The organism is Qipengyuania mesophila (assembly GCF_019711655.1).
Lineage (GTDB): Bacteria > Pseudomonadota > Alphaproteobacteria > Sphingomonadales > Sphingomonadaceae > Qipengyuania > Qipengyuania mesophila.
The window spans coordinates 1,114,876-1,138,141 of record NZ_JAIGNU010000001.1 but is presented as its reverse complement, the minus strand read 5'-3'; the positions used below and the strand labels follow the sequence as shown (position 1 = coordinate 1,138,141).

The following is a 23,266-nucleotide window of genomic DNA, read 5'->3' as shown; positions in this document are numbered from 1 at the left end:
AACAGCATGCGTACTTCCAGGTCAAAAACAGCGATCGCATTTTTCGCGATTGCGCCGATGATGTCCGCTCTCGCCGCTTGCGACGAAGCGCAGGAGAGCACACCGACCTCAGAGGTGTCGCCGATGGGCGAAGCAGCGGTGATGCCCGGCATGGCACCCGAGGGTGGTCTTGCAGACCCGACAACCTCTACCTCCGAAAGTGAGTCAGTGGCTGCGCGGCAGGACGCTCTTTCGACAGGCGATGCTGCCGCGCCCGCGTCTCGGCGAGCCGCCTCTCCGGTACCACGTGCAACTGCCACATCCGCCGCGCCGGCACCGCGCGCGCAACCCGAGAGCGAGGCGACCCCGCCCGCCGATCCCCATGCCGGCCATGACATGTCCTCGATGGCCGATCACGACATGGAAGGCATGTAATCCGGCGCATGGCCCATCAGTCAGGATAGTCAGGAGAAATCGTCTGCAAGCAATCGTGACGAAAATCCGGACATCAGAAAAGGACGGCTCCGCCTCCCCCCGAAGCCCTGCGGGTCGCAGGTGCCCAAGGGGCCGTTCTGGAACCCCGCGTGAAGACCAACCCAACGCGCGGGGTTCCGTCTCTTCGTCCTCGTTGTCGTCGTGCCAGGCGCTTCCCGGCATGGCTTCGTGCTATACAAGCATTGCGCTGCCAATCGCGTGGTGGGACATGGAAAGGAACTGCCAATGACCGAAAAAAGAACGGCCGGTGCGCTGTCGCGCTGGGAAGACGAAGGCGGTGCGCTCCCTTGCGGGCCGCAAGAAGCCCTCGCGGCCGATTGCGAGAAATGGGACATCCCTCCGCTCACGGATGCCGAAATAATCCAGCTACGCATAAGGGTGATCGCGCTCGAAAACATGGTGCTAGGATTATTGTCCACGGCAAGCGATCATCAGCTCACTGCGATCGAACAACTGGCCGAGTTCATCTCCCCACGCGCCGACGCGACGCAGCATCCGCTAACCTTGCACGCTGCCACACAAATGGAGAACTTTGTGGAGCGCGCTCGACGGTTTCGCGAGGAACCTTCAACGGATTGACTGACGCATGACCGGCCCTCGAACCCTAGCTCTCCTGCCTGCGGCTGGATCGTTGACCTGAAGAGACTGCGATGGACCTCGATACGCTCCTCGTCCGCTATTTCCGCACTGCCGATCTCGGAATGGTTGGCGCAGAGGCATTGGCATCGGGGATCGAGCGGTGCCAGGTCGATCTCGGTCTCGAGCAGGACCGGGGCAAGCGCTTTGCCTTGTGGGCCATGCTCTACCTGCTCGGGTCTGCCCCTGACCTCGACGTGGCCTTCGAGAATGAGGAAGACCGGGAAGCAGCCCGCAACTTCATGGATCTCCTGGCGGCATCGGAAGGCGATGTGGTAAGCTGATTGCAGCAGGGTCCTGGCACCTTCAGACCCGCACCCGATACCCATCCGGCTTTCTTCGCGAACAGTCCTGAACCAGGTCAGCTGAGGAGCCGCAACCCGTTCCTTTCCGGCCGTGTTGGCGGCTTCGCCGCCTGCCCGCACCCCCCGTCATGAACAGGTTTCCCTTCGGCCCTTCAGGCCTGCGGTGCAGTCCTCCCATGCCCTGCTTCTTCTGGATGTTCGCAAGCCGGAGATGGTCTCCGGTTTGAGGAACTGAAGGAATTTCATCATGACCAATATCGCAATCCTCACCGGCCGCATCGCCCGCGATCCCGACATCCGCGAGACCCAGGGCGGCACCAACGTCACCGGGATCACCGTCGTCACCGATCGCCCCGCACGCGACAAGGACGGCAAGACCTACAAGGACGATAACGGCTACACCGCCAAGGAAAGCGAGTTCCACCGGGTGACCTGCTTCAATGGCCTTGCCAAGACCGTCGGGCAGTACTGCTCAAAGGGCCAGCTGGTCAGTGTCCAGGGCCGCATCCACTACACCCAGTGGGAGGACAAGGATGGGGTCACGCGCTACGGCACCGAGATCCTCGCCGACAAGGTCGACTTTCTCTCCCGCGGCAACGGCTCGGGTGAAGAAGGCGACAACACCGACGCTCCCGAGATCGACTGACATCGATCCCGATCGTCCCCTTACGAAGAGGCTCTGCCGCAAGCGGCAGGGCCTCTTCTTCTGTGGTTACTGGGTTCCCGGCGCTGCATTCGAAGCACGGGTTGCACCGCGCCCCGTCAGTTTCTCGATCGCGGCATCCTCGCCGAGTTTCCCGAGTTCTTCGGCAACCTTCCTCAGGCCCTTCTTCGAGAAGCTTTCGAGGCCGCTTCCCAGGATGATTTCGCCGAGTTCCCTGGCTGCTTGCACTTCAAGTTCGCGTTGTTTGGCGTCGAGCGCCTCGCGGTCCGCTTCGAGCTTTTGCAGGGCTGCAATCGCGCTCCTGTTTCGGGGCATGTTACTTGTCCTTTTGTCCCCCTCAGATCCGCTCCCCAGTTGTTTCCATGCCCGCGTCACCGGGGTGTAGGAAAGGCAATTCGCATGCAGGAGATGTTTGATATTGGGCGGAGGTTGTGGGTTCTTGCTCACGGTTCTCCCAGCATGATGGCCTTGCGCCTCCCGCCTCAAGGATGGCGGGGCCCCACCATTTTGCCCGCCACCGGATTGCATCCGGCAGCGAACAAAATCGTTACCCCCACCGCCGCTATCGCGGTCGCCCATTCGGGCGATCCCTGACCCGGGATGCACAAGACCATCGCGAACGCCTCCTGTCGTCTCACGACAGAAATCAGGAGGATTATCATGGCTTATTCAATGCATTGCGCCCTTCCGTCCCGGAGCTATTTCGAGGCTCTGGAAACAGCCGAGAAGAGAGCGCTGCACAGCTTCTTCGATCAGCACGTTATCGAGGATGACGAACTCGGGTACTTTGCCCTCGACGAGGGTGACTACAACATATTGCCAGCGCATCTCGCAGCGCGGGTGGTCCACACGGTCCACGGCGGCATGCTCGACGAGTTCTGAGACTATCGACAGGGCCGGAACCGGGAACGGTTCCTGCCCTTTTTTCTTGTTCGCCGGGTAGTCCATCGAAGCGCAAGAAACCGGTTCGGTCGGTTACTCTGACGGCCGCCCACCGCAATGTGGCGGCGCCCGATAAATGGAGCGGGGCTGTGGACGCACTCTGTCCCGCGCATCTTGCGATGCGCTCCTGAGGGTGCGGCCTGATTTTCTCCTGGGCCCCGCACGCACTTGCGAACCGGCAACGGGTCGGGCGGCGGGAGGCTAGGGCATGCGACATGCCCCGCTTGCCTTGCTTCCCACGCGCCCTTGGCCGCTGCCTCTTTCGCAGGTGCTGTCTTTGGCTGGAAGCGTCGAATGCTCTCGATCTGCATCCGAAGAGGTGCCAGGCCTGGTTGCTCGCGCTCCAACATGGAGATCGGGAAAGGTCGTCCTTGATCAATCCCCCTTATTGCCTGGACCTCCTCGCGCACTTGGGAACAAAGGAGCACACCCTACCCCGCGATTTCGGGATTTATCTCTCTGTTACTGCTAAAGAATGTTGTTTTGGGCGAAATCAACCCGTCTGCGAGTAGAGCGGCTCTGCGCTGATCCGCTGACAACTCACATCTCTCTATCACACTGAAATAATGTCTGAATCTTTCGATTGACTGCGAGTTGTTCACGATTTATTCTCAGCAGCACCTTCCGCAAGGTGAGCCAGGTTCCGTCGGCCCGACAAGGAACCTGTTTCATGACCCGACAAGATCGGCTTCAGACATTCGTATCTCTCTCCGTAGGGAACTGGGTTCGCCAGTGTGCCGCGGACCATGGCGTCAGTGTCAGCATCTTTATCCGTGACCTCATTGTCGCAGCGTGGCAGCGCGATAACGAGACGAAGGAACGCCCCGCAGGGCTTGATCCCGCGCGCCAGACAATCTTCATTTCGGTGGCGCTCGATGCGCTTCTGGCCAGTCATTCGGACGCGAGTTTGCGCGACCGTACCCATGAGGCGTACCGGCGACGCCTCGAGCGTCTTGGCCTCCCCGTCAACGCGAACATGGGAGGCCATTCCCATGAAGCATAATCTCCTGAACTTCACCCGCGGGAGCCAGCTGCTCGGCCACTTCGGTTTCATGTTTGCTGCGGGGCTGAAGGGTCCACTGATTGTCACCGGCCTGGTTGCCGTCGGCACCTGCTATTGGGAAGTGCGTTCGGCTCTGAGTGATCACCAGATCTACCTGGTCTGGATGCATATCTACGCCAGTCTCTATGCCTTCATGGAGTTCGATCCGGCCAAGCTGGTCAACCTTGAATTGCTTGACGGCGAAAGGGTCGGCCTCCCCTTTGGCATTGTTCGCGAGTTCCCGCCAATGCGCGAGGCGGTCGAAGCATTTCGTTCGGCAGTGAAGCAGGGTTTGCTGGTCTCGGCGGTACTGCTGATCCCGGCCTTCGTGTTCTTCTGGTGGTTCGCCGAGCGCTTTGGCGGGCGGTCGAAGGAGCGCAAGCACGAGCGCGGCGCAATGCTTGTTTCGCTCGACGAACTCGAAGAAGAAATCGAGCGTCACAACAAGGCATTCCGGGCCGAGGAATTGGGACGCAAGTTCGGCTGGAAGTGGCGGCTTGCGAGCTCGTCGGCGCTTGCCGAAGCGGGCCATTATCAACCCGCACATCTCGCCGGCGTGAGCTGGCCGTGGCGGCTCGAACAGAGCCACGCCATGCTCATTGGCACGACCGGAACCGGTAAAACGGTGGCGCTCACAGAACTTGTTGCCGAAGCGCGTGAACGCGGCCAGCGCGCGGTTATTTTCGACCTCACAGGGGCTTTCATTGAGGCCTTCTACGATCCCGCGCGCGACATCATTCTCAATCCTGTCGATCTTCGGTGTCCGCTATGGAGCGTGTTCAACGACTGCACGACGGAAGCTGAGTTTCATGCCGCCGCTGAAGCGCTCGTGCCCCATGACGGGGGTGGTTCCGAACAATTCTGGGTGCTCGCGGCGCGCATGCTGTTCGTCGAGATGTGTCTCCATCTTGCCCGTGCCGGCACAGCGACCAACGAGGCCTTGGCTCGGCGGCTGATGACCGCTGACCTGTCCGAAGTGCATAAGCTGATGCGAGGAACGATGGCCGATCCGCTGACCGCTCCGGAGGCGGCCCGCATGGCGGAATCGATCCGCGCAGTGTTCAATGCGAATGCGAAAGTGCTCAAGCTCTTGCCCTCATCCGGACCGCGTTTTTCGGTCCGCGACTGGGTCAAAGGAGACTGCCAGGCGGGCTCGATCCTGTTCCTCTCTGCCCGCTATGTCGACATGAGCATCTCCTCGCAGTTGCTCACGCTATGGCTCGACACGGCGATGAATACGCTGATGACGCTCGAGCGCACACAGGACCTGCGGATGTGGTTTCTGATCGACGAACTCGGCGCCCTTCACCGACTACCGGCGCTTGAAAAGGGGCTGCAAACCGCGCGCAACTTCGGCGGTGCGATCGTCACCGGGGTGCATGCGTTTGCCAAGCTCAAGGAAGTCTACGGCGAGAACATGGCCATGACATTGTCCTCGCTTGCGCGAACCAAGCTCATCCTGGCGACGGCCGATCGAGAGACAGCGACCTGGTGCTCCGATTTCATCGGTCACCGGCAGGTGCGCGACATGGAAGAGGGTTACAGCTACGGGTACAACAATGCGCGCGATGCAGTCAGTCTGACGCCCAGGCGGCAGATCGAGCCGTTGCTCCTGCCCGACCAGTTCATGAACCTTCCGCGGCTGTCGGCCTACATCAAGTTTCCCGACGGATTCCCCGCTGCGCCGGTCTCGCTCATTCCGCGCACACGTGGTCGTATTGCCGAAGGTTTCATCGCCCGCGAGAAACCGCTCATAAAGCCTGGCCAGGGTCCTGCGGCAGCGACGCCCCAAGCGAACCCGGGTTCGAAACCGAATGACGAGCATCCCGCTTCGAATGATGACGGTGCCGGTAAGCCTGTCGATTCAAAGCAGCTCAAATTCGACCTCGAGGGGCAGCGCCGTGTCGCCGATGAACCGCAAGATCGGCAGGAGCCTGTGCCGCTTGAAAAGCTGAATGCAGGGCGCGCTGCTGGTGATCTCGGTGCCGAAACCCGTTCCGATGCTCATCCGGATGGGGGGCCAACGCTACCTCTCGCTGCCGTGCAAACCGGTGAGGATGCACCAGCAATCGGCGCGGAACAGCATCCGTGCGAACCAGGAACCGCCGGCGATGATGCAGCTGGAAAGGGCGGTTCGACGCAACGAGGCCGTGCGGCGGCCAACAGGCGTCAGTCGCTCACGCCGGTCGAAAAAGACCTGCGTGAAGGTGCGGTCGCAGATCCTCCGGAAAAGGACTTCGGCGAGTTCGAACCCGATATGTGAAAGGCAAATGGGGAGGGAATTACCTGGCCGCGAGGGGAGCCCGACGAGGATTAGACTGGATGCTTTCCGTCGCCAATGTGCGTTCGCCTTCGGCTGCCGCGAGCTATTTCGCGGCAGACAATTACTACACCGGCGCCGATGCCGATCGTTCCGGAACCTGGGTCGGGAAGGGAGCGGAACGACTTGGTCTCGAGGGCCGCGTCAGCGCCGAGCAGTTCGATGCCTTGCTGCGGGGAGAACTTCCCGGCGGTATCCAGGTCGGCAATGCGGGACAGGCCCACAGGCCGGGAACCGACCTCACATTCTCACTGCCGAAAAGCTGGTCGCTGCTTGCGCTGGTGGGCGGCGACCAGCGGATTATCGATGCCTATCGCGAGGCCGTCATCGAGACCTTGCGCTGGGCAGAAAAGAACGCGGCGCAGACCCGGATGAGTAGCAAGGCTGGTTACGGGAAGGTCGCGACAGATAATCTGACGATTGGTCTTTTCCAGCACGACACCAACCGCAACCAGGAGCCGAACCTGCATTTTCATGCGGTCGTGGCAAATGTCACGCAAGGCAGCGACGGGAAGTGGCGCGCGCTTCGCAATGACAAGCTTTGGTCGTTCAACACCCTGCTCAACTCGATGACCATGGCGCGCTTTCGTCTGGCGGTCGACAAAATGGGCTACGAAGCAGGGCCGGTTGGAAAGCACGGCAATTTCGAAGCAGCGGCCATTGCTCGCGGGCAGGTCGTGGCCTTTTCAACGCGGCGCGAAGAAGTCCTCGAGGCGGTACGCCAGCTCGGTGAGAACACCCCGAAAACCCGCGACATTGCTGTGCTCAATACGAGGAAAAGCAAGGCGCCCGTCAGGGACCGGGAAGGCCTTCTCGATGCATGGCGGCAGAAAGCCCAAGAAGTCGGGATTGACTTTGTCGGTTTGATCGATGCGTCGCAGATGCGGGCTGCAACGAAGGACATTCCCAGCTCCAAAGAAGGGAGCCTTCTTCAGCGTGGAATTGCGAAGCTGAGAGAGTTCGCCCAGCGGATCAAGGGCGATCCGGCTGATCCGCTGATCCCAGCCCATGTCCTCAAGCAAGATGCACCGATCATTGCGGCAGCGCAGGCCGTTGCTTCCGCGGTGCGTCATCTCTCGCAGCGCGAGGCAGCGTTCCCGCGTGAGGGATTGCTGAAAGCGGCGCTTGATTTTGGGCTGCCGACGACGGTGGATCACGTCGAAACCCGTGTGAACGCATTGGTCAGAAGCGGCGCACTCGAGCCCGGCAAAGGCGAACACAAAGGCTGGCTGGCGAGCCGCGAGGCGCTGGACCTTGAAAGCACCATTCTCGCGAATGTCGACGAGGGACGAGGTGCGGTGTCGCCCATCCTGGATCGATCGGACGCCGCGCAGCGGGTTCAGGATGTTGCTGCGCTCAATCACGGAATTTCACTCAATGAAGGGCAGGAGGATGCTGCGGGCCTTGTCCTTTCGTCGCGCGACAGGATCGTAGCGATCCAGGGCATTGCCGGGGCGGGCAAGAGCAGCGTGATGAAGCCGGTTGCCCAGCTGCTCCGCGAGGAAGGCAAGCAAGTGCTGGGGCTCGCCGTGCAGAACACGCTCGTCCAGATGCTCGAGCGCGACACTGGCATCCGTTCGATGACCATCGCCCGCTTTCTCGCCCAATGGGGCAGGCTTCTGCCCGAGCCGGGAAATGCCTCCCTTCTGAGTGAGGCTCGGAGCGCGCTCGGAGACCATGTCCTGGTGCTCGACGAGGCGTCGATGGTGTCGAATGAGGACAAGGCCAAGCTGGTACGGCTGGCGAACCTTGCCGAAGTCTACCGCCTTGTTCTCGTCGGCGACACGCGACAGCTAGGCGCCGTCAATGCCGGTAAGCCCTTCGACCTCGTACAGCAGGCCGGGATCGCGCGCGCCAACATGGATGTAAATTTGCGCGGCCGCGATCCCGCCCTGCGGCGAGCCCAGGCCGCCGCGCAGGAGGGACGCATCGACGATGCGCTCCGGGCGCTTGCTCCTTCAACCATCGAGGCTCGCGGGGACAGTGCGATTGTTGCTGCCGAAAAGTGGCTTTCGCTCAGCCCGGCGGATCGGGATCGGACGTCGATCTACGCGTCGGGACGGGCCTTACGTTCTGCGGTCAACGATGCTGTCCAGCGCGGACTCAAGGCCAATGGCGAGCTCGGGCCGCGATCCGGGCGCCTGACCGTCCATTCGCGGGTGAATGTGACACACGAGGAGCTTCGCTATCTTCGCACCTACCAGCCGGGCATGGTTCTCAACTTCCGCTCGCGCGACAGCACCCAGAAACTTTCCAAGGGTGACTACACAGTCAAGACCATTGACGAGGCGCGCAGGCAGCTCGTGCTTGAGGACAGGAAGGGGCAGCTTCGCAAGTTCAATCCTGCGCGTTTACGGCCGGGCGCAGACGATAGCCGCCTGTCGCTCTTCGAACGCAAGCCGCTGTCAATCATCGAGGGTGACAAGATCCGTTGGACCGACAACGACCACAAGCGTGGGCTGTTCAACGCCGACCGCGCGAGGATCGTGGCCATCGACACAAAGGGCGTCTTGGTGGAGACATCAGCGGGGAAGGAGCTCCGCCTGAGCCGCGGCGACCCCATGCTCAAACGCATGGACCTCGCCTATGCCCTCAATGCGCACATGGCGCAGGGACTGACCTCTGATCGCGGAATCGCAGTGATGGACAGTCGCGAACGTAATCTCGCCAATCGGAAGACCTTCTTGGTCACGGTCACCCGGCTTCGCGACGGCCTTACGCTGATTGCAGATAATGCCGAGAAACTCGGCCGGGCCATCAAGTCCAACAGCGGCGATAAAGCGTCGGCCGTCGAAGTAACGCAAAGGCTCAAAGCGGCAGCTGCCAAGGGGCTTTCGCAAGACAAGGATGTTGGCAGCGCTTCGCAGGCAAGTGACAAGCCCGAACTCACCAAGGAAAGGGTAAAGCCTTTCGAAATCGGGATCTAAGCCAACGGGAGCTCCTAAACCGCGCGTCCGAACCAGATGACACGCCCGACCACCTGGATTTCGGACCGATCGACATCATCCCAGCTGGGATAGGCCGAATTATCGCTGCTGATGGTGATCTTGCGGCCACCTGGCTTGAGCGTCACGCGCTTGACCACCAGCGCATCATCGGCGCGCAGGACATAGATGCCGTCACGTAGCCGCGAACCTTGGTCCGACGCATCGACCAGTACTTCGTCGCCATCGCTGAGTGTCGGCTCCATGGAGTCGCCTAGGACATGGATGATCGAGAGACTGGCGCTCTTTGCCCGGGTCAGCCGGGCAAGCCAGCGTTCGTCGAAGCCGAAGCGTGTATGGGCGGTCTCGCTTTCGGCAATCGCTCCAAAGCCCGCTGATGCATCGACATTGAGTACGGGTATTTCGATCAGTCCGTCACGCATTGGCGCGGCCGGGCCGCCCAAAACTTGCTCGTCGACCCCGAAGAAGCTGGCAAGCGTGCGCCGGTCATCATCGTCCAACTTGCGCGGCGAGCCGCGCTTGATGAACTGCTGAATGTAGGACGAGTTTCGTCCGATCATCCGCGAGATCGAGGAATATCCGAGCCGTCGCTGCTGGATCAGGCGATCGAGCTCCTCTCTGACATGTTCCATCGTGTCGTTCCTTCTGACGGTCTGAGGAGAGAAGGAAATCTCCTAGACTCGATGGAACCTTCCTACTAAGAACAAAACAGGAACACAAGTGCTGAGTGAGTCGAGGAAGGCCATGAAATTGCTGGATCGCATTGAGCGACACCTGAAGGAATCGCACATGTCGGCGACACGGTTTGGTCGTCGCGCGGTTGGCGATCCACGCTTTGTCTTGGACTTAAGACAGGGAAGGCGGCCGCGGCGACGGACCTTGGAAAAAGTTGAGGTCTATCTCAGGCATGCAGAGGTGCGAAACGGAGACGGTCTTTGAACGCAAGTCGTTTGTCAGCTTTCATTTAACGATCATCCCGCTAAGTTCGATACCGTTCGACGCGGGGGGTAGCGGGCTGGATTTCAGCAAAGGTGCCCTCTTTTAAGGGGGCGGCTAAGTGAATGATCTGATTAATCAACCCGATGCGCCACGGCTCATTTACGGGCTTCGGGACACAGGCTACAGTTTCAATACCGCCGCCGCTGATATCATCGACAATTCAATCGCGGCCAATGCGACCGAGGTCAATGTACGAATAGAGTTGGCCGAAGACGGTCGAAAATTCGTGTGCTTCGGTGATAATGGTGATGGCATGGACAGCGAGATGCTGTTCGACGCTATGCGTTACGGGGCACCTGCCAGAGCTAATCTTGCCAGTCTCGGCAAGTTTGGCCTTGGTCTCAAGACGGCATCCAGTTCGGTCTGCCTTAGGTTTACGGTCATTTCCCGTCAGTCTGATAAGGCTGACTTCGCCAAGCTCGCATGGGACCTCGAGCATGTCGAAGAGCAGAACCAGTGGGAAATGCTCCGCGAAGAGATGACAGCAGATGACTACGAGCTCTTCGAAGAGCTTTGCGGCGACAAGGGCACGCTTGTGGTCTGGTCCAAATGCGACCGTCTGCTATCGAAAGAATACGACGATCCGGGTGGCGCGAGGGAACAGGCTGCAATCAGACGGCTGGGTGAGCGGCTGATCGACCATGTCGCTCTCATCTATTATCGCTTCCTCGACAAAGGGGACGATCGTGAGAGGCATGTCTCAATATCTGTTAATGGGGAACAGGTCAGACCGTGGAACCCGTTCTATCCTGAGAAGGCCGATCAGGTGCTTTCACCTGAACAGCAGAAACTCGAGATCGAACTGGAGGACGGGTCGGTTGAAACAGCGCACATCAGGGCGTGGATTCTCCCGAACCGACGGGATCTGACCAGAGACGAACAAAAAATCGCGAATATCACCAACCGCGGCCAGGGCTTCTACATTCATCGCGAAGGACGAGTGATCCAGCAGGGCGGCTGGCTTGGCGTATTTGGTTCTGTTGAGCCGCACACGTCGTTGCTGCGCGTCGAATTCGATTTCACACATAAGCTTGACGAGGCCTTCAAGGTCGACGTCAAGAAATCGAAAATTCTCTTCGACCCGGCTCTTGAGGAAGCCCTCAAGACCCTACTTCAGCCGACTTATCGCGAGGCAGGAAACCGCTACCGGCGCAAGGAGAAAGCAGCGGCGGTGGAGCGCGGCGTCGATCACGGCAGCGCGAATAAAGTCATCGGCAATACGCCTTCGACCAAAAAGCCGGACGTCCAGTCTGCCGACGCGGGTCAGAAAACCGCTACACTCAACAACAATCGCGGTTCAGGCATCAAGCTTCGGGTACCCGTGGATACGCACGTAAACCCGGATCGTATTCACGTTGAAGCTGTCGAAACCATTACGTCCGGCGATCTCTGGGAGCCGGCTATGCGCAGCGATGCCGAGTCAGGCTTCGTAGCAGGCGTCCGCATTAACAAGCATCACGACTTCTATCTGAAAATCTATCAGAGAGCTGCCGCCAGTGGCTATGCAGTCGAGGGTATGGATCTGCTGCTGTGGGCTTTTGCTGTGGCTGAGCAGAACAACACCAACGATGACCTTGAGCCGATATTTGAGGACATTCGCAACGAGATTTCGACCAATCTCAAGAAGCTGCTGCGTGAAGTGCCTCTGCCCGACGACGAAGAGCTGACAGAGACCGGGGACGAAGAAGGGGACTGAAATGCTTGCCGAGAAGCAGGCCCTGATCCGCCGGGAAGTTGAGGAGGGAACCGGCGCTGCAATCTGTCTGGAGGAAGACAGGTCCGGAGTGCAGACAGCAATCAGGCTCTGGTTTGCAGACCTTGAGCGCTCTCACAGCCCGATGGTCACTCTTCGGCCGACCGGTCTGCGCCGCTTCGAAGCGAAGTTGGCATTCGGCAATTTCGCAGCCGATACGATCCGGCAGATGCGGCAGGCAAGCGCAGAAGAAGTCCAGCTTGCAAGGGCACTCGTCGCTTCAGTAGCGTCGAGCGCGGATCTAAAAATCGGTAACAATCAGACTACCGATGACTGGATGATCGACAATGGCAGTTTCACGATCATCGCAGAGAAGCGCGGTATCGAGAGCCGGTTTGACGATGACTCCGTTGCAGCGACCTGCCGGGAGCTCGTCATTCCGGTTCTTGCCGCAATGGCAGAGCTTTATGGATACGATCCGATCGAGGAAAGTACACCGACCGAGCAGGAAGCGCTGACTGAAGGCGCTGTCAAACTGACCGTCGTACGCCGACGCGAACGAAATCCACGCAATCGTCTGCTCTGCCTGCGTATCCACGGGGCAGCCTGCATGGTATGCAGTCTTATTCCTGGCGATCTTTATGGCGATGCTGGCGGTATTATTGAAGTTCATCACCTGCAGCCGCTTTCGCTTGCCGGCGAGCCCAGACCATACGATCCGGCAACTGACCTGATACCACTTTGCCCGAACTGCCATCGCGCGGTACATACAAGACGCCCGGTCCCTTGGACGCCCGCAGAACTCAGGGCCAAGCTGGGCAATGACTGACGGATCAGCATCACTTCCTGCCGATTTCAGGCAGATTACAGCGGCACCTCCCCAGGGCTGGGAGTTGTCGTCAAGAGTTGTGCAGCCGGAAATCCGGATCCGGAAAGAGGGTGCTGGTTTTGCGCTCCACGTTGCTGGCACCAAAACTGTGCGGGGGGAAAAGAAAGTCTGGGACGCGCCCGGCCCGGACTACAACTGGGTCGCCGACGGAAATGTGATCCGCCCACTTCCTCACGATACGCCGGCCATAGTCCGGCAGATGCTGGGCGGGCAGCTGCCGAAAACGCTCAGCTTTCCCGATGTGGTGCGTCTTGTCCGGCTGGGTAATCCCGACATACCTGTCATAGCTGAAGAGAGCGTCTTCCACTCAGCGCAATCGGCTGCTGCCGACCTGCGCCCGGATCAGGACATTCCGGGTCTGCATGCGACTCTGTTCCCGTATCAGGCTCAGGGCGTAGCATGGATGGACCAGACCATACGGCATACCGGCGGCCTCATTCTCGCTGACGAGATGGGGCTCGGAAAGACCATCCAGATCATTGCCCTGCTGCTCTGCGAAAAACCGGAAACCTCACGACCAGCCCTCATTATCTGCCCGACGAGCCTGATCGCCAACTGGCGGAAAGAGATAATGAAGTTTGCGCCCGAGCTTTCTGTTCTCATCCACCGCGGACACAACAGAACCGGCATCACCGCGGGTCTGCAGCGGGCGCAGGTCGTGCTTTCAACCTACGACACTGTGGTCAACGACATATCCATTTTTGCAGGAATGCCCTGGTCATGGCTGATTTGTGATGAAGCGCAGGCTTTGAAAAACCCCGATTCCGGGCGCAGGCAGGCAGTCGGGAGGATTCCCAGGCAGCGTACCATTCCGATGACGGGGACGCCGGTCGAGACGTCGCTCCTGGATCTCTGGTCGCTTGCTGATCTCGCGATACCTGGATTGCTGGGAAGCCGGGAGGACTTTGAAGCCGATCATCCTGACTCCGAGGAATCGGCAAAGAATCTGGCTCGCCTGACCGATCCTGTCGTTCTCTGCCGAAAAGTGAGGGACGTCGCCGGCGATCTTCCGGAGCGCATCGATATCGATCTGCCACTCGAACTCGGTGACGAGCTTTCCCGGTGTTATGATGAAGTGCTCGCCGAGACGCTTGAGAAGTACCCTGTGGCAGGTAATCTGGTCGCGACAGGTCAGTTGCAGCTCTTCTGTGCCCATCCCTGGCTGCAGGGATCAGGCGATCCCGACAGGGATCAGGACGCGGGGATCGATCCGTCAGCCGGAATGCCGCTCGTCACACCGAAGGTGGAGCGCGCAATCGCCATTCTCGAAGAGGCGTTCAGGAGCGGACGAAAGGTTCTGCTCTTCGCAATTTTTAATCGCTGTGGCGAGATTATCCGTGAGGCAGCACAGGGTCGGCTGCCGGATGCATACTGGGGGGCGATCAATGGGTCCACGCCGCAGGAAGAGCGGCAGGCAATCGTTGACGCATTCTCTGGCCACGATGGGCCGGGCTGCCTTGTACTCAATCCAAAGGCGGCAGGAGCGGGACTCAATATAACCGCTGCAACTATAGTCATTCATTTCACCCAAGCATGGAACCCTGCACTTGAATCCCAGGCAAGTGCCCGCGCGCACCGGCGCGGGCAGACCGAGCCGGTTTATATCTACCGGCTGTTTTACGAGGACACTGTCGAACGGGTGATGATTGACCGATCCCAGTGGCGCCGCGAGCTTGGCAACGAAGCAGTCCCGGTATCAACACGTGATGCCGATGATCTGAGGCGGGCTCTTTCCATCCGGCCCGGCGGAGAAAATTGATGAGCAGTCAGACTTATGAGAAGCCGCTGACGGCAAACGACACCGGAGAAACCGGAGGTCATCAGGCCGGCATACACATACCGAAATCACAGACTGATCTGATTGCGCTGCTTCCGTTTCTCGATCCAGCGCAGAAGAACCCCGATGCGTGGCTGGAGATGACGGACGAAACGGGGGTGACTTGGCGCTTCCGCTATATTTACTACAACAACAGGCTTCATGATGAAGGCGGGACAAGGGACGAGTACCGCATCACTCATATGACCAAGTTCTTCCGCGCTGTCGGGGCGACAGAAGGCGATGTACTCGTGCTTACCGGATCCCCGGGAAGTCTAACCTATTCTGTGTCGGTCCGGAAGGATGAGTCGCCTCAGGGCGAGGAGGCAGGTGCACCGGTGAGGGTCCGCCTGAAAGGCTGGCGCCGTGTACATTAGAGAAACCGGAGAGCCGATAGATCCGCCGGGCGCGCGTCACCGGGGTAGCATCCGGCAACCTGAACTGGTGGATGATCTCCCTATCGGCGTGCTTCACCTTGGTGTGAAGACTGCAACGCTGGAGAGGGCTGGTTTTCGCACCGTCGGTGATCTCGCCAGCGTAAGCCGGGAGCAGATCATCCGGATTCCCACAGTTGGCTGGCGCACCGCCGATCTGCTCAGTGAAAACCGGCAAGCGCTGATTGATGCTTCGGATGCTGAGACGGGCACTGATTGGGACAGGTATTGCGAAACGACGCGTATCCCTCTCCTGCCGCATGAGGGCCGGCCGCGTTCGGGCAAAGACTTTCTGGCTTCGCTTCCGGACTTTCTCGCAGAGGTCGCCGACAATCTCGCAGACGAAACCTTTTCAGCAATTCTTCGCGAACGCATCTGTCAGCCGCCGGAACGGCAGAAGACGCTCGATGAAATAGCTGCGACAACCAGCCCTCCGGTCACCCGCGAAAGGATCCGGCAGAAGGAGAAGAAGCTGCTGGGGCAGCTGACAGGCGGGCTACTCAACGAGACATATGGAACGCTGGGAATACATTTCCGTCCGGAGTTTTCGGTCTGGTGGAAACGGGCTGCTGACCGTCTTTCCCACCTTGAGGAAATCGAGTTCACAGATTTCGTAGAAGCCCTCTCCGCTGAATGGGAGGTTCCCAATCACGCGGTCATAGCACAGCTCCCCATCATCCTTGCGATAGTCACCGGCGAACCGCAGATGTCCGGGGAATTCCGGGCAGCAAGCCGCGTCGATCCCCGGCTCTTCGGCGATCTGAGGCGGGAAGTGCTCGGACTCCCACTGAACCGACTCAGACTGGGCAGATACGTTGAGCGTCTGGCTGAAGCCGGATCGGAAACTGTAGGGGATATCGTCGCGAGGTTGCGCGCCGGCAGCCTAGGGGCAAGGGGAGGAAAGGCGGCCGAGGTGGCTGCGATGCATGCAAATCAGCTGGCCTCCTGCCTCCGTGATGATGGTCTGATCGATTGGCGGTCATACCGGACAGCCAACGCACTGAGCTGTCTGCCAGCCTCGCCAACGGTCAATGCCGCTGAGTTCGTCGCCACACTTCGTGACACCGTCTGTGACTTGCTATCTGTGTGCCGCGTTACGAAGCGGGCGTCCGAAATTTACCGTCTCAGGACGAGCCGCACTCTTGGGAGCCAGATGACACTGCAGGCTGTCGCCGACGCCCTCGATACCCATCTGCCCACGGTCAAACGCGAAGAAACGGTGTTTCTGAGTTTTCTGAATGGAGTGCTGATCGGTCACGATTTCAGCAAGCTGCCTGTATGGCTGGATGACCTCTGGCTGGAATACTGGGACGAAGCCCGGGCCAGCTACGAAAGTGCCCGGGACAACTACGGAGAATTCTCGGAGAATCTTGCCTGGAAATGGCGACTGACGGTGCGCGACATCGGCAAAGCAGCACCAACGATCTGGGCAGTGCTGAGCGGCTATCCGACCGACAGGCGCTCGAAAAGATCCATCAGCAAAGCTCCCGTCGTGAGCCCGATCATTTATCCGGACCCTCAGTTACCTGCCGGAAGGATCCGGCTCCGTGGCTTCCGGCGGGTGCATTGACGAGGCGCACATGGATTCTACATCCTAGCCTCTGATTTCGAGCGATAGCTCATCACCCCTGAGCCAAGATGTCAGCCGCGTCAGAAGTGCTGTCGGTTCAATCCTATTCTTTCCCTTGAGCGCGCATTCCCAGACGGTGGCAATGCGCCATCCTTCCGAAAGCAGCGCTGATCTGACAACCTTGTCCCGCTCTTGATTGGCGCCGATCTTCGCCGCCCAGAATTCGGTGCGTGTCTCTGGAAGCCGGAACAAATGGCAGTCATGACCATGCCAGAAGCAGCCGTGCACAAAGATAACCGCATGAAACCGGCTGAGTACGATGTCGGGCTTGCCGGGCAGATCCTTCCGGTTGACCCTGAAGCGATAACCTAGCCGGTGAAGGCCACTTCGAATCTGAAGTTCAGGCTTCGTGTCCCTTCCCCTTATAGCCGCCATGTTACGGCTTCTTGTCGTGGGATCATGGACGTCAGGCATACTCCCGGACAGCCACCTCATCGTTCGGGGCTGCTTCCCGGGTTATATGCGGACGCATGATCCTTGCGACCTCGCTAAACACCGGCACTGCCACCGAGTTACCGAACTGCTTATACGCCTGCGTATCGGAAACAGGGATCCGGAATGTGTCGGGAAAACCCATCAGCCTTGCGCATTCCCTCGGGGTAAGCCGTCGGGGATTCTTGCGTCCCTTTTGCTGTACAAGAATTTCAGACCCATCCTTGTAATAGCGCGCTGAGAGCGTTCTGCAGGTGTCGTCCGGGCCTACCAGGCCATAGCCAAAGCCATTGCCTGCTGCACGATGCTTGGCTGAGTAATCTCGGAGATATTTCCAGAGGTGATTGCTCAGGGTATACTTGGCATTGACCCTCGCAAGTTCTCCCTCTGTATAGTGCGATTCTGCAGTTTCGCCGCCGTTCTCGGGATGCAATACCGATCGCATCCGCGCTTCGCCTTCAACCGGAAGCTTCAAGTCCGCCCAGTCGAATCCACTTTTTTCGCGGAAGCCAACGAGCACGATCCGTTCACGGTTCTGGGGAAGAAAATGACGTGCGTTTAGAACGCGAACATGGAGCTCGTATCCGAGGTCTTTCTCCAAAATTTTGCGGATGACCTCGAAGGTCCGGCCTTTGTCGTGGCTTTTCAGATTCTTCACGTTCTCGAGCAGGAATGCGCTTGGTCTGTGAGCCTTCAGGATCCGTGCAACATCGAAGAACAGCGTTCCCTGAGCTTCGTCAAGGAACCCATGTTTCCGGCCCAGCGCATTCTTTTTTGACACCCCGGCGATTGAGAATGGCTGACAAGGAAAGCCTGCGAGCAGAACATCATGCTCAGGAATCTCATCGACGGGGACTTTGGTAATATCGCCGGCGATCGGGCGGTTGTCCGGATAGTTGGTGTGATAAGTAAGCTGTGCATATTTGTCCCATTCAGACGTGAATACGCAGCGGCCGCCTATGCCGTCAAAAGCCCGGCGTAGTCCTCCTATGCCGGCAAAGAGGTCAATGAATGTGAACCCCTTCGCATTTGTGTGTGTCGGGACTGTATCAGCGCGCTCACGCAGCCAGTCGAGCACAACTTTGCGAGGTCTGATCTTTCCGGACTCCCAGCGGAAAATCTCCCGTTCGGAGTAGCCAAGTTTTTCTGCGAGTTCCTCGGTCGAGAGTCCGGCACGGCAGCGTAGAATTCGGAACTCAGATTGCATATGTCTGCCTCGGGTAGTTGTAGCGACGGGATGTCATGAAAATTCCCCACGGGCAAGGGCAGAGATTTTAGTTTCAACAAACCGCTGTAGGCGATCGCCCGGTCTGCCGGCTTCTCAGCCGATATCACGGAATCCGCGCCTAGCCTTCCGTGCCATGTCGGCTTCCACTCCGGCGGTATTGCAGTGCCTGTCCCAGTTACCGACTGCGGCCCGGATCGTTTCGATGATCGACTTGGTCTCAGTAGGTTTCAGGTCAGCAAACCGTCCGAATTCCAGCAGATCGTCGAGTTCAAAGTCGTCGGTCTTGCCAGCCAGCGACATCTGGTGCTCGTTGGTCCAATCCCCCTTGGGATTGTAGGCGTAGACGACATCGTATGCGGGCGAGAGGCTCCAGCGACCCGAGCTATCCATCAGGAAGGCGATGTTCTTGGTGTGGTCGTCTTGGTTACGGATAAAGACATTGAGCAGCGCGCGGCGCACCTGCTCCTTGATCGCTTCGCGTCCGAGACCGAGCATGCGGATGGTCTCGATTGCCTGCTCGTAGCTATAGGCCCGGGCGAGGTTGAAATCGAAATGGCGCATCGCGCAAAGCGACTGCATGTGGAGCTTCTTGCCGTCAGGCGTGCGATCAAAGCGCTGGGTCATGAAATGCGCCCTCCCGCCTTCCTCGTGCAGTCGTGAGCGAGCCATGTCGATGGCAGCCTCTCGGGCTAGCAGATAGCAAGCGTATTCAAGCCGGCCGAAGCCCATTGGGTCGGCAAGTTCCTTGTCGGCATTGCCCGACACGCCGTCGAACTTGACCAGCCATTGCGTGTAGCCGGGCCCTGCAGTCAGCTGCCCTGAATGGAACTCTCCGGTCGCCTCGTTCCAGGCGAGGACGGCCTTGGCCCGGGCGCCACCGGCGGAGGTTCCGACGCGCAGGATCTCTTGGAGTGCGCGGTGATCATCCTCTCCCTTGAGCACACCGGCCAGTTCTTCACGCGCGGCAATGACTCTGTTGGCGAGCTCGACCAGCGGGGCGATATCGACCGGCCGGCCCTGTTCACGGCGCTCACCGGTAGCGGGCTCGAATTCGAGCGCACCCATGCCTCGGCGACCGGTATAACAAAGGCGCTCGACCGGATCGAAGCTGTCGGCTGTGCGGCCTTGCTCGGCAAGCCAGCGATTGATCAGCGCGTTACCAAACTTGTCGGGCAGGCTGTCTGCCAGCATGCCCGGTAGCCCTTTAAAGGTCTCGTAATTCAGCGCGGGAAAATCGTAGACGCCGCTTCGTAATGGCATTGTGAGCGGAGCGACTTCGATGCCGCTGCGACTGAATTCCGGAGTGTATTCGAAAACCCCGACATCGCGATCTTCATCCCACAGGACGGCGCCGATCTGACGACCCCAGAGATTGACTACCGCACGCGTCATGGGGCCTCGTCACCCCAGCTCCATTCCTCGCCAGCCTCACCTTCAGAAGACTTGCGCACCCTTTGCCGCGCCTTGCCGGTGTCGGACCGGGGATCGAGCGGTCTCAGCTTGGCGTCCGGCATGACATCCAGCAGGCGGTCTTCAATGTCGAGCGCACGCATTATCCTGGCGAGGCTATCGATGGTCCCGCCATTACCGGCTTCCAGGCGGGCGAGCGTTGAACGCGAGATACCTGCCATTTCCGCAAGCTCGGCCTGCTTGAGATTGCGTGATATGCGATATGCTTCGATCTGCTTCCCGAGGTCGGATAGCAGCACCGAGAGCGGACGCAGATCTGGTGAATCATAATGTGGCATTATCGAGACATTATCTCCGTTATGGAGCTTTGTGTAGCGATTTTGCGTCTTTACGTGATGATATTTAATGTGTCAATATCGAGACGTAAATTGGCTTATGCCCGATAATGCATCAAATTTGCTACTTTATTTAGGTCGGAGTGATGGAAATGGATGACGAGAAGGAGCAAAACGACCAGACGGACTGGAAGGGCCTGCGAGAGATCGACCGTGCCATCTCCGAAAATCGGCGCATGGAATACAGCTGGAAGAAGGCTCTAGCAGATCCTTGGGAACGACGCGGACTCTGGCTACTTGGGCTGGTCGTCGTCGCATTTGCGGTGTTCGTCATCCTGCAGGATTTCGTGCTGTAGCTATCTATTGCCCCATTCTTTGACGTCGTCTGCAGCTTCCTCACTCGCGCCCGTGGCGCCTTCCGTTTGGCGATCAAGATAAGTTCGCACGGTTCCGATCCTGCCACGACCCTGTCGGCGCACCCGCTCGACCTCATCCGTGATGTCAGACCGATCAGGAGCATCGGGCATTGAGGGACCACCCGCAGAGCCCACGGCTCCTCTTGCGCGTACCTGCCCAGCACTTCCGATCCCGGGGCGGCTGACAGGAGCGAAGTCCGGCAGCGAAAGGTCGGCTTCGATGTCGTCTTGTAGGCGATCAGCATAGCTCTCGACAAACCGCGATTGCAGTTGTTGGCCGCGCGCGCTCATCTGGAACTCGATGTCGTCGAAGCGCACCGGCCCGTAATAGTCGCGATTGGCTTCGATCTCGGCCATGCCCCATTCGCGATAAGCCTGGCTCAGGTTTAGCGTGCCTGCGGCACTATTGGCCTCGTACCAACTGGCCTGGTTCTCGAGGCGGCTGGCCACCTCTTCGGCCCGACGCGCCTCTCGTGTGTAGCTTTCGGCTTCGGTCAGCGATCGGCTGAGACCCGACGAGCTGGTTGACACCTGCGATACCGAACTCGAACTCGTCTCGCGCAGGAAGCCTTCACGCGTGTTCGACCAGTTGCGGCTATCCGAAAGCTGCCGCAGCGTACCCATTATCCTGCCGCGATCTTCCGAGGCGATCCCGATATCGCTGTCGGTCCACGACTGATTTCGGCCACCGCGGACGCCCGCCTGCGCGTTTAGTACTCCACCTTCGGCCTTTGCTCCGGCTCCTGCTTCGCCGTTGAGGAACCAAGAAATAGTAATGTCGTCTGACGCGCGCCGGGACAGGCCGAACTGCTGCTGGAGCGTCCTCGAGGCATTGTCGACTTCGCTGAATGCCGTGCCGATGCTGTCGTTCGTACCAACGCCGCTGACAGTATCGGAGCTCTGACCCTGGCTGTAGGCGTTGCGGATCTCGCTGAACCGGGTGAGCGCAGAGCTCGTCGATTGCTGGGCGAGGTTGGCATAGGTCTCGCTCTGCGTCCGGCTCTGGCTCGCCATCGTTCCTAGGCGGCCCGTGAAGTCCTGCCCGAGCGTCGGCGTGAACGGATAGCTTGAATTCGGGACTGCAGCGAACTCGCCATCGGGGAAGCTGGTCGTCTGCGTGCCGCTGTCGCTGAATCCCCGCGTCTGTGCCGCGCCATAGGCAATGTTGGGGGCAAGATTGCCCTGCGCAAACTGGCGGGAAAACACTGTCGAATTGTCGATGCTCGAGTTGCCGAGTGAGACGTTGCCGGTGCTCGCTTCGCGCGAGGCTTCCTCGGCTGCATTCTGGCTCGGGTTGAGATAGCTCGTTGCCTGGCCCGAAATCGCCAGCGCACCACGCGCCACGCCGCCGGCAAGGAACGGGATCGAGGCGACAAGATAGCCTGCCAAGATGCCGATATCGCTGTTGACGTCGCTCATGCCAGCAAAGGTCGCGAGGCTGAGGCCCGTGCTGCCGCCAGCGGCGGCGACATCGCCCGCGCCTTTGAACATCAGGATCATGTGCAGGATGACGAAGAGCGGTCCCCACGCCGCAAGATAGAAGAAGCCGGTGACGTAACCTCTCAATGCAATGGGTCCGGTCCGCGGCATCAGGAACAGCGGAAACAGGACAGGGAACAGCGCGTAGAACACCACCGTCAGTACGACATTGAGGATTGGGACCCATTTCATCGCGTTGTGCGCGATCGAAGAATAGGTCCGCTCGGTCTGAATATCGGCCCGGGTCTGCGCGAAGACGTCAATACTGCCGGTGCCGCTCGCCCCTGCAAAGCCGTGCATGGCCTGGTTCATGGCATTGATCGTCAACACCTGGCGGAAAATGTCGCTCGCGCTGCGCGAGATGCCGGTAAGATACTGATAGGCAATCGGGAGGTCGGCCATGAGCTTGGCCTTGGCGAGCGCTTCGGTCTGGCGCGGATAGAGTTGGCGTCCCGCGACAAGCGTCATCTCGTCAATGAGGCTCGCCCATTGCCCCGAAAGCGCGGTGTAGGCTTCGCGGCAGGTGATGATCGAGGCCGTCACGCTGTCGTCGGCCTGCCGGGTCAGGAATTTCTGCGCGCGCGCCGCGCTGCCGGGTGCGATCGTCGCCCAGATATCATCGCTCTCGGACAGCTCCTTCATCGAGTAGCGGCCGAGCAGCAGATCGTAGAACACGCATTGCCTGACATGCTCGTCGAAGTTCGCAGCAAACTCCGGATCGGAAATGCGCAAGCTCCGCGTCGATTCAAGCAGCCGCGCGCCATAGATCATGCCGTTCTTCGAGTAGTTGAGGTCGTCCGGCAAGCCGAAGACGAGCTCGGCCGAGCGGGTCAGATAGTCCCCCGCCTGGCTGGTGAAACTTGCCATCAGGGCGAGCCCGAGCGGAACATTGGCCACCGTTGCCGGTGCAAGGCTTGGATTGACCCGGTCTGTCACATGGACGTCCATGCGCGGCACCATCAGACACATGTAGATGAGCGTCGCACCGAGGAACCAGTTGAGCCATGCGCGCCAGTCCTGGTTGAACGCGACCACGATGACCGCGAGCACCATGCCCATCACCAGCGCGACCTGAATCAGGCTCTTGTAGCCGCCCGCTCCGGTCCAGGCGGCAACGGCATTGAGGACATTGACGATATACTCGCCGCCGCCGACCGTGAAAATCTCGACCATGCTG

21 protein-coding genes are annotated in these 23,266 nt (G+C 59.5%); 14 read left to right on the top strand and 7 right to left on the bottom strand.

Going from position 1 to position 23,266, the window contains the following annotated elements:
* The first annotated feature begins 6 nt into the window (after positions 1-6).
* From K3181_RS05705 to K3181_RS05690, 4 genes are all read left to right on the top strand, one after another.
* Complete coding sequence (locus K3181_RS05705; protein WP_221597138.1) at positions 7-414, top strand: hypothetical protein; 408 nt, start codon at positions 7-9, stop codon at positions 412-414.
* A gap of 285 nt (positions 415-699) precedes the next feature.
* Positions 700-1,053 (top strand): hypothetical protein, encoded by a 354-nt coding sequence (locus tag K3181_RS05700; protein ID WP_221597139.1) that lies wholly within the window; start codon positions 700-702, stop codon positions 1,051-1,053.
* A 71-nt stretch (positions 1,054-1,124) separates the two neighbouring features.
* Positions 1,125-1,394: a hypothetical protein gene (locus tag K3181_RS05695; RefSeq protein WP_221597140.1), complete on the top strand. Its 270-nt coding sequence runs from the start codon at positions 1,125-1,127 to the stop codon at positions 1,392-1,394.
* A gap of 268 nt (positions 1,395-1,662) precedes the next feature.
* Positions 1,663-2,061, top strand: a complete 399-nt coding sequence (locus tag K3181_RS05690) for a single-stranded DNA-binding protein (RefSeq protein ID WP_221597141.1) — start codon at positions 1,663-1,665, stop codon at positions 2,059-2,061.
* A gap of 66 nt (positions 2,062-2,127) precedes the next feature.
* On the opposite strand, the gene K3181_RS15615 is transcribed toward K3181_RS05690, so the two are convergent.
* Positions 2,128-2,658, bottom strand: coding sequence for a DUF6437 family protein (locus K3181_RS15615; RefSeq protein WP_247714869.1), 531 nt, complete (start codon positions 2,656-2,658; stop codon positions 2,128-2,130).
* 81 nt (positions 2,659-2,739) lie between these two features.
* On the opposite strand from K3181_RS15615, the gene K3181_RS05680 reads away from it, so the two are divergent.
* From K3181_RS05680 to mobF, 4 genes are all read left to right on the top strand, one after another.
* On the top strand, positions 2,740-2,961 hold the full coding sequence (locus K3181_RS05680; protein ID WP_050599527.1) for a hypothetical protein: 222 nt from the start codon (positions 2,740-2,742) through the stop codon (positions 2,959-2,961).
* 730 nt (positions 2,962-3,691) lie between these two features.
* Positions 3,692-4,024, top strand: a complete 333-nt coding sequence (locus K3181_RS05675) for a hypothetical protein (protein WP_221601642.1) — start codon at positions 3,692-3,694, stop codon at positions 4,022-4,024.
* Complete coding sequence (locus K3181_RS05670; RefSeq protein WP_221601640.1) at positions 4,014-6,326, top strand: type IV secretion system DNA-binding domain-containing protein; 2,313 nt, start codon at positions 4,014-4,016, stop codon at positions 6,324-6,326. The genes K3181_RS05675 and K3181_RS05670 overlap by 11 nt, the downstream gene beginning before the upstream one ends.
* Positions 6,327-6,385: 59 nt before the next feature.
* Positions 6,386-9,310, top strand: coding sequence for a MobF family relaxase (gene mobF / locus K3181_RS05665; protein ID WP_221601638.1), 2,925 nt, complete (start codon positions 6,386-6,388; stop codon positions 9,308-9,310).
* 14 nt (positions 9,311-9,324) lie between these two features.
* On the opposite strand, the gene K3181_RS05660 is transcribed toward mobF, so the two are convergent.
* A complete protein-coding gene (locus K3181_RS05660; protein WP_221601636.1) occupies positions 9,325-9,960 on the bottom strand; it encodes a S24 family peptidase in 636 nt (211 codons plus the stop codon).
* Positions 9,961-10,385: 425 nt separating this feature from the next.
* Here K3181_RS05660 and K3181_RS05655 point away from each other — a divergent pair, with 425 nt between their 5' ends.
* The 5 genes from K3181_RS05655 (at position 10,386) to K3181_RS05635 (ending at position 16,729) form a co-directional block, all read left to right on the top strand.
* On the top strand, positions 10,386-12,023 hold the full coding sequence (locus K3181_RS05655) for an ATP-binding protein (RefSeq protein ID WP_221601634.1): 1,638 nt from the start codon (positions 10,386-10,388) through the stop codon (positions 12,021-12,023).
* A 1-nt stretch (position 12,024) separates the two neighbouring features.
* Entirely contained in the window at positions 12,025-12,849 is an 825-nt protein-coding gene (locus tag K3181_RS05650; protein ID WP_221601632.1) for an HNH endonuclease, read from the top strand.
* Positions 12,842-14,668 carry a DEAD/DEAH box helicase gene (locus K3181_RS05645; protein ID WP_247714867.1) on the top strand — a complete coding sequence of 609 codons (1,827 nt, stop codon included), beginning with the start codon at positions 12,842-12,844 and terminating at the stop codon, positions 14,666-14,668. Before K3181_RS05650 ends, K3181_RS05645 begins: the two co-directional genes overlap by 8 nt.
* Complete coding sequence (locus K3181_RS05640; RefSeq protein ID WP_221601630.1) at positions 14,668-15,102, top strand: EcoRII N-terminal effector-binding domain-containing protein; 435 nt, start codon at positions 14,668-14,670, stop codon at positions 15,100-15,102. Before K3181_RS05645 ends, K3181_RS05640 begins: the two co-directional genes overlap by 1 nt.
* Positions 15,103-15,169: 67 nt before the next feature.
* Entirely contained in the window at positions 15,170-16,729 is a 1,560-nt protein-coding gene (locus K3181_RS05635) for a hypothetical protein (protein WP_221601628.1), read from the top strand.
* Positions 16,730-16,753: 24 nt separating this feature from the next.
* On the opposite strand, the gene K3181_RS05630 is transcribed toward K3181_RS05635, so the two are convergent.
* From K3181_RS05630 to K3181_RS05615, 4 genes are all read right to left on the bottom strand, one after another.
* Positions 16,754-17,164 carry a very short patch repair endonuclease gene (locus K3181_RS05630; RefSeq protein WP_237487477.1) on the bottom strand — a complete coding sequence of 137 codons (411 nt, stop codon included), beginning with the start codon at positions 17,162-17,164 and terminating at the stop codon, positions 16,754-16,756.
* Between the two features lie 31 nt (positions 17,165-17,195).
* Positions 17,196-18,428, bottom strand: coding sequence for a DNA (cytosine-5-)-methyltransferase (gene dcm, locus K3181_RS05625; protein WP_221601626.1), 1,233 nt, complete (start codon positions 18,426-18,428; stop codon positions 17,196-17,198).
* 114 nt (positions 18,429-18,542) lie between these two features.
* The gene (locus K3181_RS05620; protein WP_221601624.1) at positions 18,543-19,841 is read right to left on the bottom strand and encodes a type II toxin-antitoxin system HipA family toxin; all 1,299 of its coding nucleotides are present in this window, start codon (positions 19,839-19,841) and stop codon (positions 18,543-18,545) included.
* Positions 19,838-20,197 (bottom strand): helix-turn-helix domain-containing protein, encoded by a 360-nt coding sequence (locus tag K3181_RS05615; RefSeq protein WP_067695826.1) that lies wholly within the window; start codon positions 20,195-20,197, stop codon positions 19,838-19,840. The genes K3181_RS05620 and K3181_RS05615 overlap by 4 nt, the downstream gene beginning before the upstream one ends.
* Positions 20,198-20,346: 149 nt before the next feature.
* Here K3181_RS05615 and K3181_RS05610 point away from each other — a divergent pair, with 149 nt between their 5' ends.
* Complete coding sequence (locus tag K3181_RS05610) at positions 20,347-20,550, top strand: hypothetical protein (RefSeq protein WP_320181559.1); 204 nt, start codon at positions 20,347-20,349, stop codon at positions 20,548-20,550.
* On the opposite strand, the gene K3181_RS05605 is transcribed toward K3181_RS05610, so the two are convergent.
* Positions 20,551-23,262 (bottom strand): conjugal transfer protein TraG N-terminal domain-containing protein, encoded by a 2,712-nt coding sequence (locus K3181_RS05605; RefSeq protein WP_067695821.1) that lies wholly within the window; start codon positions 23,260-23,262, stop codon positions 20,551-20,553.
* Positions 23,263-23,266: the final 4 nt, after the last annotated feature.